At 57.6% G+C, this 12,578-nt stretch carries 14 protein-coding genes; 10 read left to right on the plus strand and 4 right to left on the minus strand.

Annotated features, from left to right (window positions below; translation table 11 throughout):
- Positions 1–25 precede the first annotated feature (25 nt).
- Complete coding sequence (locus QEO92_RS28350) at positions 26–781, minus strand: hypothetical protein (protein ID WP_227705506.1); 756 nt, start codon at positions 779–781, stop codon at positions 26–28.
- Between QEO92_RS28350 and QEO92_RS28355 the strand changes: the two genes are divergently transcribed.
- From QEO92_RS28355 to QEO92_RS28365, 3 genes are all read left to right on the plus strand, one after another.
- Positions 756–977, plus strand: coding sequence for a hypothetical protein (locus tag QEO92_RS28355; protein WP_227705507.1), 222 nt, complete (start codon positions 756–758; stop codon positions 975–977). The two genes, QEO92_RS28350 and QEO92_RS28355, sit on opposite strands and share 26 nt — an antisense overlap.
- A gap of 279 nt (positions 978–1,256) precedes the next feature.
- The gene (locus QEO92_RS28360) at positions 1,257–1,553 is read left to right on the plus strand and encodes a type II toxin-antitoxin system TacA family antitoxin (protein WP_227705508.1); all 297 of its coding nucleotides are present in this window, start codon (positions 1,257–1,259) and stop codon (positions 1,551–1,553) included.
- Positions 1,550–2,047, plus strand: a complete 498-nt coding sequence (locus QEO92_RS28365) for a GNAT family N-acetyltransferase (RefSeq protein ID WP_227705509.1) — start codon at positions 1,550–1,552, stop codon at positions 2,045–2,047. The genes QEO92_RS28360 and QEO92_RS28365 overlap by 4 nt, the downstream gene beginning before the upstream one ends.
- A 150-nt stretch (positions 2,048–2,197) precedes the next feature.
- Here QEO92_RS28365 and QEO92_RS28370 read toward each other — a convergent pair whose 3' ends face one another.
- The gene (locus QEO92_RS28370; protein WP_227705510.1) at positions 2,198–3,244 is read right to left on the minus strand and encodes a LacI family DNA-binding transcriptional regulator; all 1,047 of its coding nucleotides are present in this window, start codon (positions 3,242–3,244) and stop codon (positions 2,198–2,200) included.
- 149 nt (positions 3,245–3,393) lie between these two features.
- Between QEO92_RS28370 and QEO92_RS28375 the strand changes: the two genes are divergently transcribed.
- Positions 3,394–4,341, plus strand: coding sequence for a dihydrodipicolinate synthase family protein (locus QEO92_RS28375; RefSeq protein ID WP_227705511.1), 948 nt, complete (start codon positions 3,394–3,396; stop codon positions 4,339–4,341).
- Between the two features lie 255 nt (positions 4,342–4,596).
- On the plus strand, positions 4,597–5,781 hold the full coding sequence (locus QEO92_RS28380; protein ID WP_280107549.1) for an Nramp family divalent metal transporter: 1,185 nt from the start codon (positions 4,597–4,599) through the stop codon (positions 5,779–5,781).
- Positions 5,782–6,069: 288 nt separating this feature from the next.
- Here QEO92_RS28380 and QEO92_RS28385 read toward each other — a convergent pair whose 3' ends face one another.
- Positions 6,070–6,966 carry a LysR family transcriptional regulator gene (locus QEO92_RS28385; RefSeq protein WP_227705513.1) on the minus strand — a complete coding sequence of 299 codons (897 nt, stop codon included), beginning with the start codon at positions 6,964–6,966 and terminating at the stop codon, positions 6,070–6,072.
- Between the two features lie 139 nt (positions 6,967–7,105).
- On the opposite strand from QEO92_RS28385, the gene QEO92_RS28390 reads away from it, so the two are divergent.
- Positions 7,106–7,435, plus strand: coding sequence for a nuclear transport factor 2 family protein (locus tag QEO92_RS28390; RefSeq protein WP_227705514.1), 330 nt, complete (start codon positions 7,106–7,108; stop codon positions 7,433–7,435).
- Positions 7,432–8,211 (plus strand): SDR family oxidoreductase, encoded by a 780-nt coding sequence (locus QEO92_RS28395; RefSeq protein ID WP_227705515.1) that lies wholly within the window; start codon positions 7,432–7,434, stop codon positions 8,209–8,211. Before QEO92_RS28390 ends, QEO92_RS28395 begins: the two co-directional genes overlap by 4 nt.
- 29 nt (positions 8,212–8,240) lie before the next feature.
- Here QEO92_RS28395 and QEO92_RS28400 read toward each other — a convergent pair whose 3' ends face one another.
- Positions 8,241–8,708 carry a MarR family winged helix-turn-helix transcriptional regulator gene (locus QEO92_RS28400; RefSeq protein WP_227705516.1) on the minus strand — a complete coding sequence of 156 codons (468 nt, stop codon included), beginning with the start codon at positions 8,706–8,708 and terminating at the stop codon, positions 8,241–8,243.
- Between the two features lie 144 nt (positions 8,709–8,852).
- Between QEO92_RS28400 and QEO92_RS28405 the strand changes: the two genes are divergently transcribed.
- The 3 genes from QEO92_RS28405 to QEO92_RS28415 all read left to right on the plus strand — a co-directional run bounded on the left by QEO92_RS28405 (position 8,853) and on the right by QEO92_RS28415 (position 12,554).
- The gene (locus QEO92_RS28405) at positions 8,853–9,644 is read left to right on the plus strand and encodes an alpha/beta fold hydrolase (protein WP_227705517.1); all 792 of its coding nucleotides are present in this window, start codon (positions 8,853–8,855) and stop codon (positions 9,642–9,644) included.
- A 185-nt stretch (positions 9,645–9,829) separates the two neighbouring features.
- The gene (locus tag QEO92_RS28410; RefSeq protein WP_227705518.1) at positions 9,830–11,461 is read left to right on the plus strand and encodes a GMC family oxidoreductase; all 1,632 of its coding nucleotides are present in this window, start codon (positions 9,830–9,832) and stop codon (positions 11,459–11,461) included.
- 244 nt (positions 11,462–11,705) lie between these two features.
- Positions 11,706–12,554, plus strand: coding sequence for an HNH endonuclease (locus QEO92_RS28415; protein WP_227705519.1), 849 nt, complete (start codon positions 11,706–11,708; stop codon positions 12,552–12,554).
- Positions 12,555–12,578 lie beyond the last annotated feature (24 nt).

Genomic DNA, 12,578 nt, shown 5'->3' on the forward strand with positions numbered 1-12,578 from the left:
ACGACCATGGGATTCTTTCGTTCGCTCAATCATTATCCGGCGTGTCGGCGTTTTGATAAGGTATGCGGGCAAGCCGAGAATCGCGGAGGATAGCGGTGACGAGCCAGACATATTGCTGCTCGGCGGTGTCGAAACCCAGGACGGAGAAGGACTGCGCAAAGGGGCAGGGAGGGAAGTCAGGAAAGCCGATCCGCAAAACGAAGCGGTCTGGATCTTTTTCGAACTCGCTCTTATAGACTTTCCGAAGTCCGTAGCGACTTGGCACATCCTCTTCACCTTTGAGAGTCTCTCGCGGCGCTGTCTTGAGGCGCGCGAAAAGCTCTTTTGAGCACTCCTGATCCAACAAGTCGAAAGGATCGATCAGAAGTCCCTTGTTGCGGGTGCTACGGTCGGAGATCGCATAGATATTTGTCCCGTCACCAGCGTCAGGATTGCTTCCGAATCGCACGGAAGCATCAACACATATGTCGCTAACTAGGACAGGCTCGTCCACGGAGAGGTCGTAGAGTTGCCGGTCCTTGATCCGGTACTCGCGGCTGTAGCCGCGTTTAACCAGTTCGGATACAGTGCCGACAACATCATCAGCCTCTAAGATCATCTCGACCTCCAAAATGCATTTTAGTTCGTTTGTTTTAAAATGCACGACAACGCGATTCATAGCAAGGTGCTGTTGGATCGGATCGCCGAAGATAGGGGGCCGCCATGGCACGTCACAGCGAAAATTTCCCTGGCTCGGCTTCACTTTCACGAAAACCATGTTCAACGACACGATGCGGGTCATCAAGGAGACACGCAAAGAGCTGTTTCACAGCAACCCGATCAAGGACCGCAAAAAGATCGTCGACGCCTGCGAGCGGATCCTGAATGGACTGCAGTTCCACCTCGGCGACTACGACCATGATGTTGGGATCGCGCAATACGTGCGCGTGCCGGCGACCGTCGCCGGGGCGCAGCGCCACGTCATTCCGGCGCGCTGACGGACGGGATGCGTTTCCGTCTTGGGCCTGAGGCCTAGCTCAAGGCGGGTGGATCCCTGTGGTTCAAGATGAAGTCAAACGACGCAGAGGAAATCTTAAGGCTGTGATTACAATGGCCTTTTTCGCGCAGTGCGGCACATAGGTTCATATCCGTTCAAGAGCTTAGATAAGCTAAATGCCGCGAATTAGCAACGCGCGCATTGTGTAACGACAATGCCTTTACGGGAATCTTGTAAAGATATTGTCGTTACGCTATATAGGTGCAAATAGGAGTTTGCCATGCCAACCTCACACACGAGCAAAAGCTCGGACGCAAGCGTGCCGCTGAATATGCGCATCAAGCCCGCGACCCGCAACTTGATTGATCGAGCCGCTGAGTTGCTTGGTAAGACGCGCACGGATTTCATGTTGGAGGCTTCCGAGCGCCGAGCCGAGGAAGTACTCCTCGACCGCACTATCTTTACGGTAGGCCCGGAAATCTATGCTGAATACCTTGCCCGGCTCGATGCACCTACGCAGCCCAATGAGCGTTTGACGCGCACGATGTCGACCAAAGCGCCGTGGGATGAGGCGTGACCCTCAGCGCACCGGCACCCCTGGCCGAACATCACGAGCTGGCTGAATTCAATTCCGGCGTCGCCGAACTGGACGACTGGCTGCGACGCCGCGCTCGTTCTAATCAAGCAAGCGGGGCATCGCGGACCTTCGTCGTGTGCGACGAGAGCCGCGTCATCGCCTATTACGCGCTCGCCTCCGGCGCCGTGAAACAGCCGGAAGCGCCTGGCCGTTTTCGGCGCAATATGCCTGATCCAATTCCGGTCGCTGTGCTTGGTCGCCTCGCTATTGATCAATCCTACCAGGGGCGAGGTATCGGCAGGGCATTGGTGCGCGACGCGGGCCTACGCCTGCTCAATGCCGCGGAAGTACTTGGCATTCGAGGTATGCTCGTTCATGCGATTTCAGATGACGCACGAGCCTTCTACGAGGCCGTCGGCTTCCTGTCTTCTCCTTCCGATCCAATGATGCTGATGGTCGGATTGCATGACCTCAATAACGCGCTGAACCCTTAGGCGGAACTCCTCAAAATTTCGGTTGATGCAATCCATCTCGCTTCTAACTCGCTGAATTTTCGCCAGAAGGTCCCGATATTAAACGAGGGTCGCGAGTTCTAATCCCTTCAAGACCCAGTACCCGCTCAGCGCGGATACACCGGTTGTTTATCAGGAGTCAGGTCCGGCGCGGGAGGTGGACTTACGTGGAATGAGTGTCGGAGCTGACAAGCGAATGCGGTCCTCCGGTGACGCCTCTCCATTGGTCAGCAAGTCGAGTGCATTGGAGGCGATCTGCTCAAATGGAACGCGTACGGTCGTCAGCGAGGTCGGCAAGTGGCTGACAATCGGTATATCGTTATACCCGACCACCGACACTTCATCCGGCACTGAAAGACCCAGGCGCGTCAGGCTTGAGAGGGCTCCAATGGCTGTATTATCGTTGACGGCGAAGATGGCCGACGGCCGACTCTCGAGTTTCATCAACGTCTCGGCTGCATCGGCTCCTGCTTCTATGCCAAAGGTTGACGGCACGATCCAATCCGGGTGGACTTCGAGGCAGGCCTCGTCAAAGGCCTGGCGGTAACCTTCGAGGCGCCCGCGGGCGCTGGAGGCATAGGAAGGACCCGCAATCACGCCGATCCTGCGGTGCCCGAGATCGAGAAGATGGCGTGTTGCCAGATAGCCACCCAAGCGGTCGTCGCCGATGGCCGAGAGGTTTCGGCCATCGGTCCGCAGGGCCAGGACGAAGGGGATGTCCCGTTCCACCAGAGTATCTGCAAAATCGTCGCCTTCTCGCGCCGTAGAGAGAATCAGTCCGTCCACGCCCCGCTTCAAGAGCGATTCAGCGGCGAGACGGTCAGCCTTTGGCTGATCGTCTGTCGTCGCTACGATGGCAAAGAGGCCGTTGCGGCTGCATGCCTTGGCGAGCGCTTCGTAGAGCATGGCCATGACGGTATCGGTCAGTCGCGGCACGATGACACCGATCGTCTGTGTGCTCCCCCGCCGCAGACTTGCCGCAGACACGTCGCGTACATAGCCCATGTCTTCAGCAATTTTTCTCACCCGGCGCGCTGTGGCGCTGTCCGAGCGCGGCAGGCGCTCGTCGAGAATGCGCGATACCGTGGATTTCGATACCCCCGCCGCCAATGCCACGTCGATTATCGTCACTCGCGTCTGGCGAGCCGCCTCGTCCGGTTTCGCTTCAGTATTGCTCATTCTCGCGCCGATTCTTCGTTGAGCCCCCACCATGCACGAAAAGAGGGATTGACACCACCAGAATTGAAAACGATAGTGGGAACGTTCCCGCTAACGATCCCTAAGCTGTTTTGAACAAAGGCAGCCAGCACGACAGGAGGAGATATTCGATGCAAGTGATGGATTTGAGAGGTCTGAGCCCCGCTCCGGTAACCGTTTTCACCTGTGACGGTGAGGTCGACTACGCAGCCAATGCACGTCTGGCCAAATGGCTGGTCAGCATGGACGGTGTGAAAAGCCTCGTTATTCTGGGGCATGCCGGCGAGGGCACGTTCCTGACGGAAGAAGAACGTCTGAACCTTATCAGGACCTATGTCGAAGCCGTGGATGGCGCGGTCCCGATCATTGCCGGCATTACCGGCGAAGGTACGAAGGTGGCAGCAGAAGAGGCCAAGAAGTGCAAGGCTGCCGGCGCAACTGGAGCCTTGGTCTATCCCAATCACGGCTGGTTGCGCTTCGGCTTTCAAAAAGGCGCACCGCAGGATCGGTACAAGGCGATCTGGCAGGAATCCGGGCTTCAGTGCATCCTTTTCCAATATCCAGACGCGACCAAGGCAAGCTACGATCTGGATACGCAGCTGGAAATTGCCACCCAGGACGGCGTCGTCGCCACCAAGAACGGCGTGCGCAACATGAAGCGCTGGTATGTGGAAATTCCTGAGATCAAACGGGCCAACCCCAAGCTCCAGATTCTCAGCTGCCACGACGAATGGCTGCTTCCCACAATGTTCGATGTCGATGGTCTGCTCGTGGGATACGGCAATATTGCACCCGAGCTTCTGATCGAGCTCATCGCGGCCGGCAAGGCACAGGATTATCCGCGTGCTCGGGAGATCTTCGAGCGTCTGCTGCCGATCACGCGTGCTGTCTATCACCGCGGTTCTCACATGGAAGGCACAGTTGCGCTCAAGCTTGGTCTCGTCCATCGCGGCCTCCTCGACCATGCAACGATCCGCGAGCCGCTGAAGAACCTTGGCGAAAAGGCCGAGGCGGAAATCTTCGCCGCCTTCGAAGCCGCTGGGATCAGCCGCGCCAAGGAACTGATCGCAGCCGAATGAGAACTCGGCCCCGCCTTCCTTTTGAGGCGGGGCCTGTTCCCCCGCAATTGATACAGGATCGACGCCGAGTGTGACGGCCCTGTATCAAGATGGAAGTCATGCCGCCGCACTGTTCGGGAGGACGAAGCGTGCACGCGGCTCGAGGAGGAGGACACGCCTGTGCGTGAGCAAAATGATTCCATACTGCCGGCCATGCGCGCCGCAACTACCGAGAATTCGAAACTGCCGGCCTTGAGCTGGAGCAAGCGGCTGGCCCTGATAGGCCCGGCTTTCGTCGCTGGCGCCTGGCAATTTGGTCCCGGCAATCTGACCTCTGCCGTGGAAGCGGGCAGCGCCTATGGCTATGCCCTGATCTGGGTCATCGTCCTGTCGACAGTCCTGATGATTGCCTTCACTGACATGAGCGTACGTATTGGCATCATCGCCCGCGGTTCGATGATCCAGACCATCAAGGAGACGCTCGGTAAGCCGGTCGGCGTGCTTGCCGGCATCAGCGTCTTTTTCATCACTCTGTGTTTTTCCGTGGGAAATGCAGCGGGTTCGGGTCTCGCGCTCTCCATGCTCTTCGGCGGATCGCCGATCCTGTGGACACTCGTTTGCAGCGTCGCCGTCGGGTTCATCTTGATGATGCGCAATGTCTACAGCGTAGTGGAGCGCATCTTACTTGCGCTCGTTGCCATGATGGCGCTGGGCTTTGTCTTTAGCGCCGTTCTCGCACGACCAGACTGGGTCGCCAGCGCCGCTGGTTTCGTTCCAACCTTTCCCCCCAGCGCCCAGCTTCTGATCATTGCGCTGGTTGGAACAAACTTTTCCATCAATGCGGCTTTCTTCACCAGCTACGCGACGCGTGCCAAGGGAACGCGCTTCGATCAATACCGGGACTCGACAATCACCGACACACTCCCGGGCATTATCGCGCCAGGCATCATGACCTGCCTCGTCATCATGGTGGCTGCCGCTGTGCTCGGCCATACGGGGGAGCGCGTGCAGACCCTTGTGCAGCTTGCCAATGTGTTTCAGCCGCTGGCGGGGTCCCTAGGTAGCACGCTCTTCGTCCTCGGCTTCTTCGCAGCTGCCTTTTCGTCCATGCTCGCCAATGCAACCGCGGGCGGGACGTTGCTCTCGGACGGCGTTAGTTGGGGTGGTTCGTTCGATGCCCTGCGAACGAAGATCCTGGTCGGTTGCGTACTTGCCTTCGGCGCCTTCGTGGTAGCGCTTGCGCCTGGGTCGCGGGTTCAGCTGATTATCTTCGCCCAGGCCATGACGGTTCTGGTGGCACCGTTCCTTGCCGGCCTGATGCTGATCATTTCCAATCGTCGGGAGATGGGTGCACTGCGCAACAAGCTGTTTCAGAACGTGCTCGGCGTCTGCGGCTTTCTGTCGATCCTGGCTGCAAGCGGCCTCCTAGTCTACAAGCTGTCGGGCATGCTCGGCAGCTGAAGACGCCAAGGGGCACTGAATTCATCAAACGCACGGAGTTCGTTGAGCTCCGTGCCTGTTAAACATCTATCGTTACGCAGTCTCTTGCGTACGCGCCGCATTATAGGTGTTGGATGTCGCCCGCTTTATCTTGTACCGCTGATTTTCTGATCGATCAGTGACCTCGCCGATTGCGACGAAGTTTCACATTACTCCAAGGCTCTCGAAGAGCAGAGTAGCAGGGTCGGCGGTTCATTCAAGAGCTTAAGAACGGCCAGCGTTCACCGGCGTCAAACATCTGCACGTCGGTCATTCTCTTGCAAATTCGCGAGCAGCCTGAATGAATGCGGTGAACGCTGCGGGCGGATTCTTCCTACCAGGGTAATACAACGCCAGCGAGGCCAACGAGGGCGTCCAGTCCTCAAGAACGCGCACCAGTCGCCCGGCCGCAATATCCTCACGAACATCCGCTTCCATGATGTAACCAAGCCCAACCCCATTCTGGGCCGCTATCCTAACAAGGCTTGGCTCGTCTAGAGTGATCGCGCCTTGCACGTCGATCTGGAGCGCATTTCCATCCTTCTCGAAGCGCCAACGGAAAAGTGCGTTACTGGGGAGCCGGGCACGAATGCAGCGAAACCGATACAAGTCGGCCGGAACGATTGGCTTGCCGTGAGTTCGCAGGAAATCCGGCGATGCAACGACGGCATTACTTCTGTGGAGGCCAAGCGACAGGGCGATCATGTCGCTTGGCACTAGATCGGCGGGCCTCAGGCCCATGTCAAAGCCGGCCGAAACAATGTCTACGAGCCGGCCCTCGGTGACCAGATCGATATGCACGTGGGGATAGCGCTGCAGAAATGAGAGGATGAGCGGCGCCATCACCTCTCGGGCTGCCGACGCAAATGCGTTGATGCGCAATGTGCCGGTCGGGATCTCCTGAAGCGATTGAACCGCGAGCATGGCATCGTGGATGTCGGTCATAGCCGGCCCGATCCGCTCGACAAATGTTGTGCCAGCATCGGTAAGCGAGACGCTTCGAGTCGTCCGATTGAACAGCCGAATGCCCAAATTTTTTTCAAGTTTTGCGATGGCATTGCTGAGGGCTGTCGTGGACATGCCGAGCTCGAGCGCTGCAGCCCGAAACGAACTGTGCCGGGCGATGCTGAGAACAGCATCCAGATCGGTAAGAACAGACCTCGTCATTGTCCCTCTTTTCGCAACGTCTCATCCTATTTAGTCCCGCTTATCGTGTCAATCGCACTGAACTAAGTTAGGGCCTATCGACCCCGTTGGGCCGAGGCCTGCAGTCGGCAAAGGCTGGAAACGTGATTGGAGTACAAAGATGCCCGTCAAATTGCCCAAGGCCATTGAAGCCTATTTCGACGCGGACAGAAGTGGAGACCCGGAACTCGTCGCAAATGCCTTTACCGAAAATGGCATCGTGAAAGATAAGGGTGAGATCCATAGAGGGCGCGACGCCATTTGCACGTGGATGGCGGGCGAAAGCCAGCAATACGACTACACGGTGGAACCCTTCCTCATCGCCTTTGAAGACGGAAAGACCGTGGTGACGGCCCACACCGTCGGTTCCTTTCCTGGCAGTCCGATTGATCTGCGGTTCCTATTCGTCCTGGCAGACGACAAGGTCGCCGAACTGGAGATAACCGTATGACCCCGTTCCTCACACTGCAGGGGCGTCGAGCCCTGATCACCGGTGGCACTTCGGGCGCCGGCGCTGCAACTGTGGCGCTCTTCCATCAGCTCGGCGCTCATGTGTTGACCGCTGCCCGCAAACGGCCGGCGGATTTATCCGGTGCGGCATTCGTCGAAGCCGACTTGACCACCAGGGCAGGGGTGCAGGCTGTCGTCGATGCGGTGCATCGGGAACTTGGTGGGCTCGATATCCTTGTAAATGTGCTGGGCGGATCTTCCGCTCCTTCAGGCGGTTTTGCCGCGCTCACCGACGAGGAGTGGGACAAGGAGTTCGACCTCAATTTCTTTCCGGCGGTCAGGCTCGATCGTGCTCTTATTCCTGGGATGATCGCTCAGGGAAGTGGTGTCGTCATCCACGTCACCTCGATCCAGAGGATCCTTCCGCTGCACCAAGCGACAACCGGCTACGCAGCGGCGAAGGGTGCGCTCAACACCTACAGCAAAAGCATCTCCAAGGAGGTCTCTCCGAAGGGTGTACGGGTGGTGCGGGTCTCCCCCGGTTGGATCGCCGATCCGGGCTCCAACGGTCTTGCTCTCCGTATCGCGGAGGAAGCCGGTATCAGTTACGACCAGGCGGTGCAGACGATCATGGACTCGCTTGGCGGCATACCGCTGGGGCGGCCGGCCAAGCCGGGAGAAGTCGCCGACCTGATCGCGTTCCTCGCGTCGAATCGAGCGTCGTCGATCACGGGTACAGAGCATGTGATCGACGGTGGGACTGTACCGACCGCCTGAGCATCGAGGCGATTTACCCCCATTGAAGGTCAGGCGGGTGCGTCCCATCCGCCGATCTGGGAGTAGATCGCGTTACGGAGATGGCGCACATCGCGGTTGAGAGCAGCGAGTTCCTTTGGCGTCTGGGTCGAGGCTGCGAGCAAAGTGTCGCTCAGGCAGCCTGCCTTGTGCTGCAAGGCACGGCCTTCGTCGGTCAAGGCGATGATGACCTGCCGCTCGTTGCTCAGGTTTCGTGTCCTGCGCAGCAAGCCGGCGGTCTCTAGTCGCTTCAGCAGCGGTGTCAGGGTGCTGGATTCCAGAGCAAGGGCCTGGGCGATGGCGCCGACCGTCTGTCCGTCCTCGCTCCATAACACGTTGAGGACGAGATATTGCGGGTATGTCAGGCCCAGCTCATCGAGAAGGGGCTTGTAGGCCCGCTGGATTGCAATGCCCGCGGTGTAGATCGCGTAGCAAAGCTGGTCGTGCAAGGGCGGTGGATCATTGTGGCGTTCGGTCATTCTGAGCTCCTGTTCTTGTGAAAGGTAACGGCCCAAACGACGAAAAACAATATCGCGATAATAATTATGTTGACGCGCATATCAACATCTGGCAGCCTAATCATATCGCGATAATAGTTATTGCAACTTAAAAAGGAGAAAGCCATGACACGCAAGACCACGACTACCGTCGCTGCAATCGCAGCCGCAGCCACACTGACTGCCGCTCTGCCGGCAAAATCCGCCGACACCATTCCTCAGGATCAGTCCATCAGAAACGTTGTCCTCGTTCATGGAGCTTTCGCGGACGGCTCCGGCTGGAAGGGTGTGTACGACAATCTGACCAAGCGCGGTTATCGCGTTACCATCGTCCAGAACCCGCTGACGTCTCTCGCCGATGACGTTGCCGCGACCACACGTGCACTTGAGCGGCAGGACGGTCCGGTCATTCTCGTCGGGCATTCCTGGGGCGGCACTGTCATCACCGAATCCGGTATCAATCAGAAGGTCGCTGGCCTCGTCTATGTCTCCGCGCTTTCTCCGGATGCCGGCGAAACGACGGCCCAGCAATATGAGGGGTTTGCTCCCGCGTCTGAATTCGTCATTGAAACCACCAAGGACGGCTTTGGTTATGTCAGCCCTGAAAAATTCAAGGCCGGGTTCGCGCATGACGTCAGCGATGCGGATGTCGCATTCATGAGGGATGCACAGGTCCCGATCAATATGTCAGCCTTCGGCACGAAGCTCGAGCATGCCGCTTGGCGGACCAAGCCTAGCTGGGCCGTCATTGCCACCGAAGACAAGGCATTCGATCAGGCGATGCTGATCCATATGGCCGAGCGCATCAAGGCAACGATTACCAAAGTATCGGCAAGTCACGCCCTGTTCATGACCCAGCCGGAGGTCGTGGCGGACACCATCGATCAGGCCGCCAAGGCCGTCTCGGCGAAGAAGTAATGACAGGCACAGCGTCATCGGGACGGCAAGTCTGTCCCGGTGACGACACGCAGTACCTGCCGGGGCAGAACAGGCGGATCGGGGCGACCTTTCGAGGGGCGGTGATTTCGGGCTGAGCCTCTACGGCTGCCCTCGTAGTCCCACAATTCAAAAATTTGAGCGCAATCCTTCACGGAGGTAATCACGTGACGCTGAATACTCATGACCAAAACCCAAGTGAACGTAAGGCAAATCCTCAGCGCGAGGTTGATGATGTCTTCGACTTCATCGTCTGCGGCGCAGGATCCAGCGGGTCCGTTGTTGCGGCACGTCTGGCGGAGGATGGAAACGCACGCGTTCTTCTTCTCGAGGCTGGCGAGGATGATGCGGATGAAGCCGTCAGCAACCCTGCGCTATGGCCGCTCAATCTCGGCTCAAGTCGGGATTGGGGTTTTGTTGGTCAGCCGGCACCTGGCCTGGATGGGCGACGTCTGCCACTCAGCATGGGCAAGGGCGTTGGCGGCGGTTCGAGTATCAACGTCATGGTATGGGCGAGGGGGCATAAAGAGGACTGGAACCACTTTGCATCCGAGGCCGGCGACGACGCCTGGGGCTATGAGTCGATCCTGGGCTACTATCGCCGCATCGAAAACTGGCAGGGCATCCCGGATCCATTTCGTCGCGGTGTAGGAGGACCGGCCTATGTCGCGCAGCCACGGTCACCTCAGCCTGTTGCTGAAGCTTTGTTGAGTGCCGCGTCTGCTATCGGCATTCCTGTCTACGATACCCCGAACGGTGAGATGATGGAGTCCGCGGGCGGCGCCTCGATCGCTGAACTTCGGATCCGCGATGGCAAACGGGAGACCGTGTTCGCGTCTTACGTGCGTCCGCTCATGTTACAACCAAACCTCACCGTGTTGACTGGGGCGTTGGTTACGCGCCTCATATTCGAAGGCCAGCGCGTGATCGGGGTTGAAGTTATCCTTGATGGCAAGGTGCACCAGTTCATGGCCGAGTACGAGACCATTCTTTCGCTCGGGGCGATCCACACGCCGAAGGTCCTGATGCAATCGGGTATTGGCCCGGAAGAGGATTTGCAATCACACGGTATCGCTGTCGTGCAGCACCTGCCTGGTGTCGGTCGCAATCATCAGGATCATCTCGCATTCGGCTGCACCTGGGCCTACCGAAAACCGGAAGCCATTGGTGGTAGTGGCTGCGAAGCGAAACTCTACTGGAAGAGCGACTCGCGTCTCGCCCAGCCGGATATTCTTCAGTGTCAGCTGGAGTTTGCAGTACCTTCGCCGATCGAAACAGGTCTGGAAACACCGGAACATGGTTGGACGATGTTCAACGGACTTGCCCAGCCGAAGAGCCGGGGCCGGTTGCGGCTCTCTGGACCCGAAGTAGGCGACCAGATTCTCATAGAACCAAATTCACTTAGTGAGCCGGAAGATATGGCTGCTGCCCTGGCCGCCGTGGAATTGTGTCGCGAACTTGGGAACAGCGACGGTTTCACGCCTTTGGTGACAGGCGAAACCGCTCCTGGGGCACGCGACAGATCAGGAATGATCGACTTTATCCGGCGCTCGGCCGTCACATACTGGCATCAGTCCTGCACAGCCAAGATGGGGCGCGACAGCATGTCTGTCGTCGATAACGAGCTGAAAGTCTACGGGATCGACGGCCTCCGTATTGCGGACTCCTCGATCATGCCGCGGATCACAACCGGCAACACGATGGCCCCTTGTGTCGTCATCGGAGAGCGGGCGGCCGATATGATCAGGAAAAAGCACGGTTCCGCTGCGGTCCGAGCAAACCAGACCCAGGCTGGCTGAAGCAATCTATTACGACTCGGCGCTCGGATCGAACCGGTCGCCGAGTCGTAAACTGCTGGGTCAACGGTTCGTAATGGTTCAAGAGCACATTGGTCTTGCCCCTAGTTGGCATTTCTCACCGAGGAGCAGCGACGCTGTCTGCGCTTTCGATTTTATAAAATGGGAAGTAAACATACGCACACTGCCTCCGGAAAGAGGATCTTCATAGACGTCTGCGTGACGGCAAAAAGGCCGAGAAGTTCCAATGATTTTGAGTAGTGCGAAGGAAATATTCGACATCAAGCAAGGCGTGATGATCAGCAAGCGAAACCTCTTTGATGTAATCCAGTTCTCGAAAGTCGCTGAATCCCCCTACTACGATGGAACGGACTTCGTTATCGGCAACACGCCACAACAGGGGATAAACTGGATCAGGTCGGGAGAGAAAACCCGTGCGGTTATCATCAAAACCCGTCCTGGCTCATATGAGCACGATGGCTGGCTCGACGAGACAATGACTACTTACAACTACTCGTTCAAGGCGAGGAAGGATGTCATCTCCTACGATGAGATAGCAAACAGGGTCCTGCTGGAGCAGCCCCAGGCAGGATATCCGATCCTGCTTTTCACGGATCGTGGAAGAAACTGGTACTTCGAAGGACTGTTTGCCGTAGCCTCCATTGAAAAGAAATTCGTCACGCTGGAGCGGTGGGCCAATATCGGAGATGTGCAGGATGTCGATGATTGGTCACTGCCGGAGGGGCGTCAAACGTATGTCACACACATCCGTACCGAAAGAAGCACACTGGCTGTGAGCCTGGTTAAGAGCAAAAACGCATGCCGATGCGAAATATGCGATGACGATTTCAACTTGCGCTACGGAGCTCCCTATATTGAAGCCCACCACATTATCCCGATCGCCAGCAAAACGGCAGAATACAGGGTTACAGCCGCAGATTTCGCCCTCCTGTGCCCGAACTGCCATAAGGCGGTTCACATCTACATGGCGAAGGGTAGCGAGAACTATATGCATATTAGAGATATGCTAAAGGAAAGACTGTCTTCGCTACGCCAGGTTGACGTTGAGAAACCCCACGCGAGTAGGGCACGCTAGAGGACCGATAATCTTCGAGCTCAT

It is taken from the genome of Neorhizobium petrolearium, assembly GCF_029854435.1.
Classification (GTDB): Bacteria; Pseudomonadota; Alphaproteobacteria; order Rhizobiales; family Rhizobiaceae; genus Neorhizobium; species Neorhizobium petrolearium.

Coding starts and splice junctions, on each gene's coding strand:
- QEO92_RS28360 (WP_227705508.1), top strand. CDS start 1,257: ATGCCAACCTCACACACGAGCAAAAGCTCGGACGCAAGCGTGCCGCTG.
- QEO92_RS28395 (WP_227705515.1), top strand. CDS start 7,432: ATGACCCCGTTCCTCACACTGCAGGGGCGTCGAGCCCTGATCACCGGT.
- QEO92_RS28385 (WP_227705513.1), bottom strand. CDS start 6,966: ATGACGAGGTCTGTTCTTACCGATCTGGATGCTGTTCTCAGCATCGCC.
- QEO92_RS28400 (WP_227705516.1), bottom strand. CDS start 8,708: ATGACCGAACGCCACAATGATCCACCGCCCTTGCACGACCAGCTTTGC.
- QEO92_RS28415 (WP_227705519.1), top strand. CDS start 11,706: ATGATTTTGAGTAGTGCGAAGGAAATATTCGACATCAAGCAAGGCGTG.
- QEO92_RS28405 (WP_227705517.1), top strand. CDS start 8,853: ATGACACGCAAGACCACGACTACCGTCGCTGCAATCGCAGCCGCAGCC.
- QEO92_RS28390 (WP_227705514.1), top strand. CDS start 7,106: ATGCCCGTCAAATTGCCCAAGGCCATTGAAGCCTATTTCGACGCGGAC.
- QEO92_RS28355 (WP_227705507.1), top strand. CDS start 756: ATGTTCAACGACACGATGCGGGTCATCAAGGAGACACGCAAAGAGCTG.
- QEO92_RS28350 (WP_227705506.1), bottom strand. CDS start 781: ATGACCCGCATCGTGTCGTTGAACATGGTTTTCGTGAAAGTGAAGCCG.
- QEO92_RS28370 (WP_227705510.1), bottom strand. CDS start 3,244: ATGAGCAATACTGAAGCGAAACCGGACGAGGCGGCTCGCCAGACGCGA.
- QEO92_RS28375 (WP_227705511.1), top strand. CDS start 3,394: ATGCAAGTGATGGATTTGAGAGGTCTGAGCCCCGCTCCGGTAACCGTT.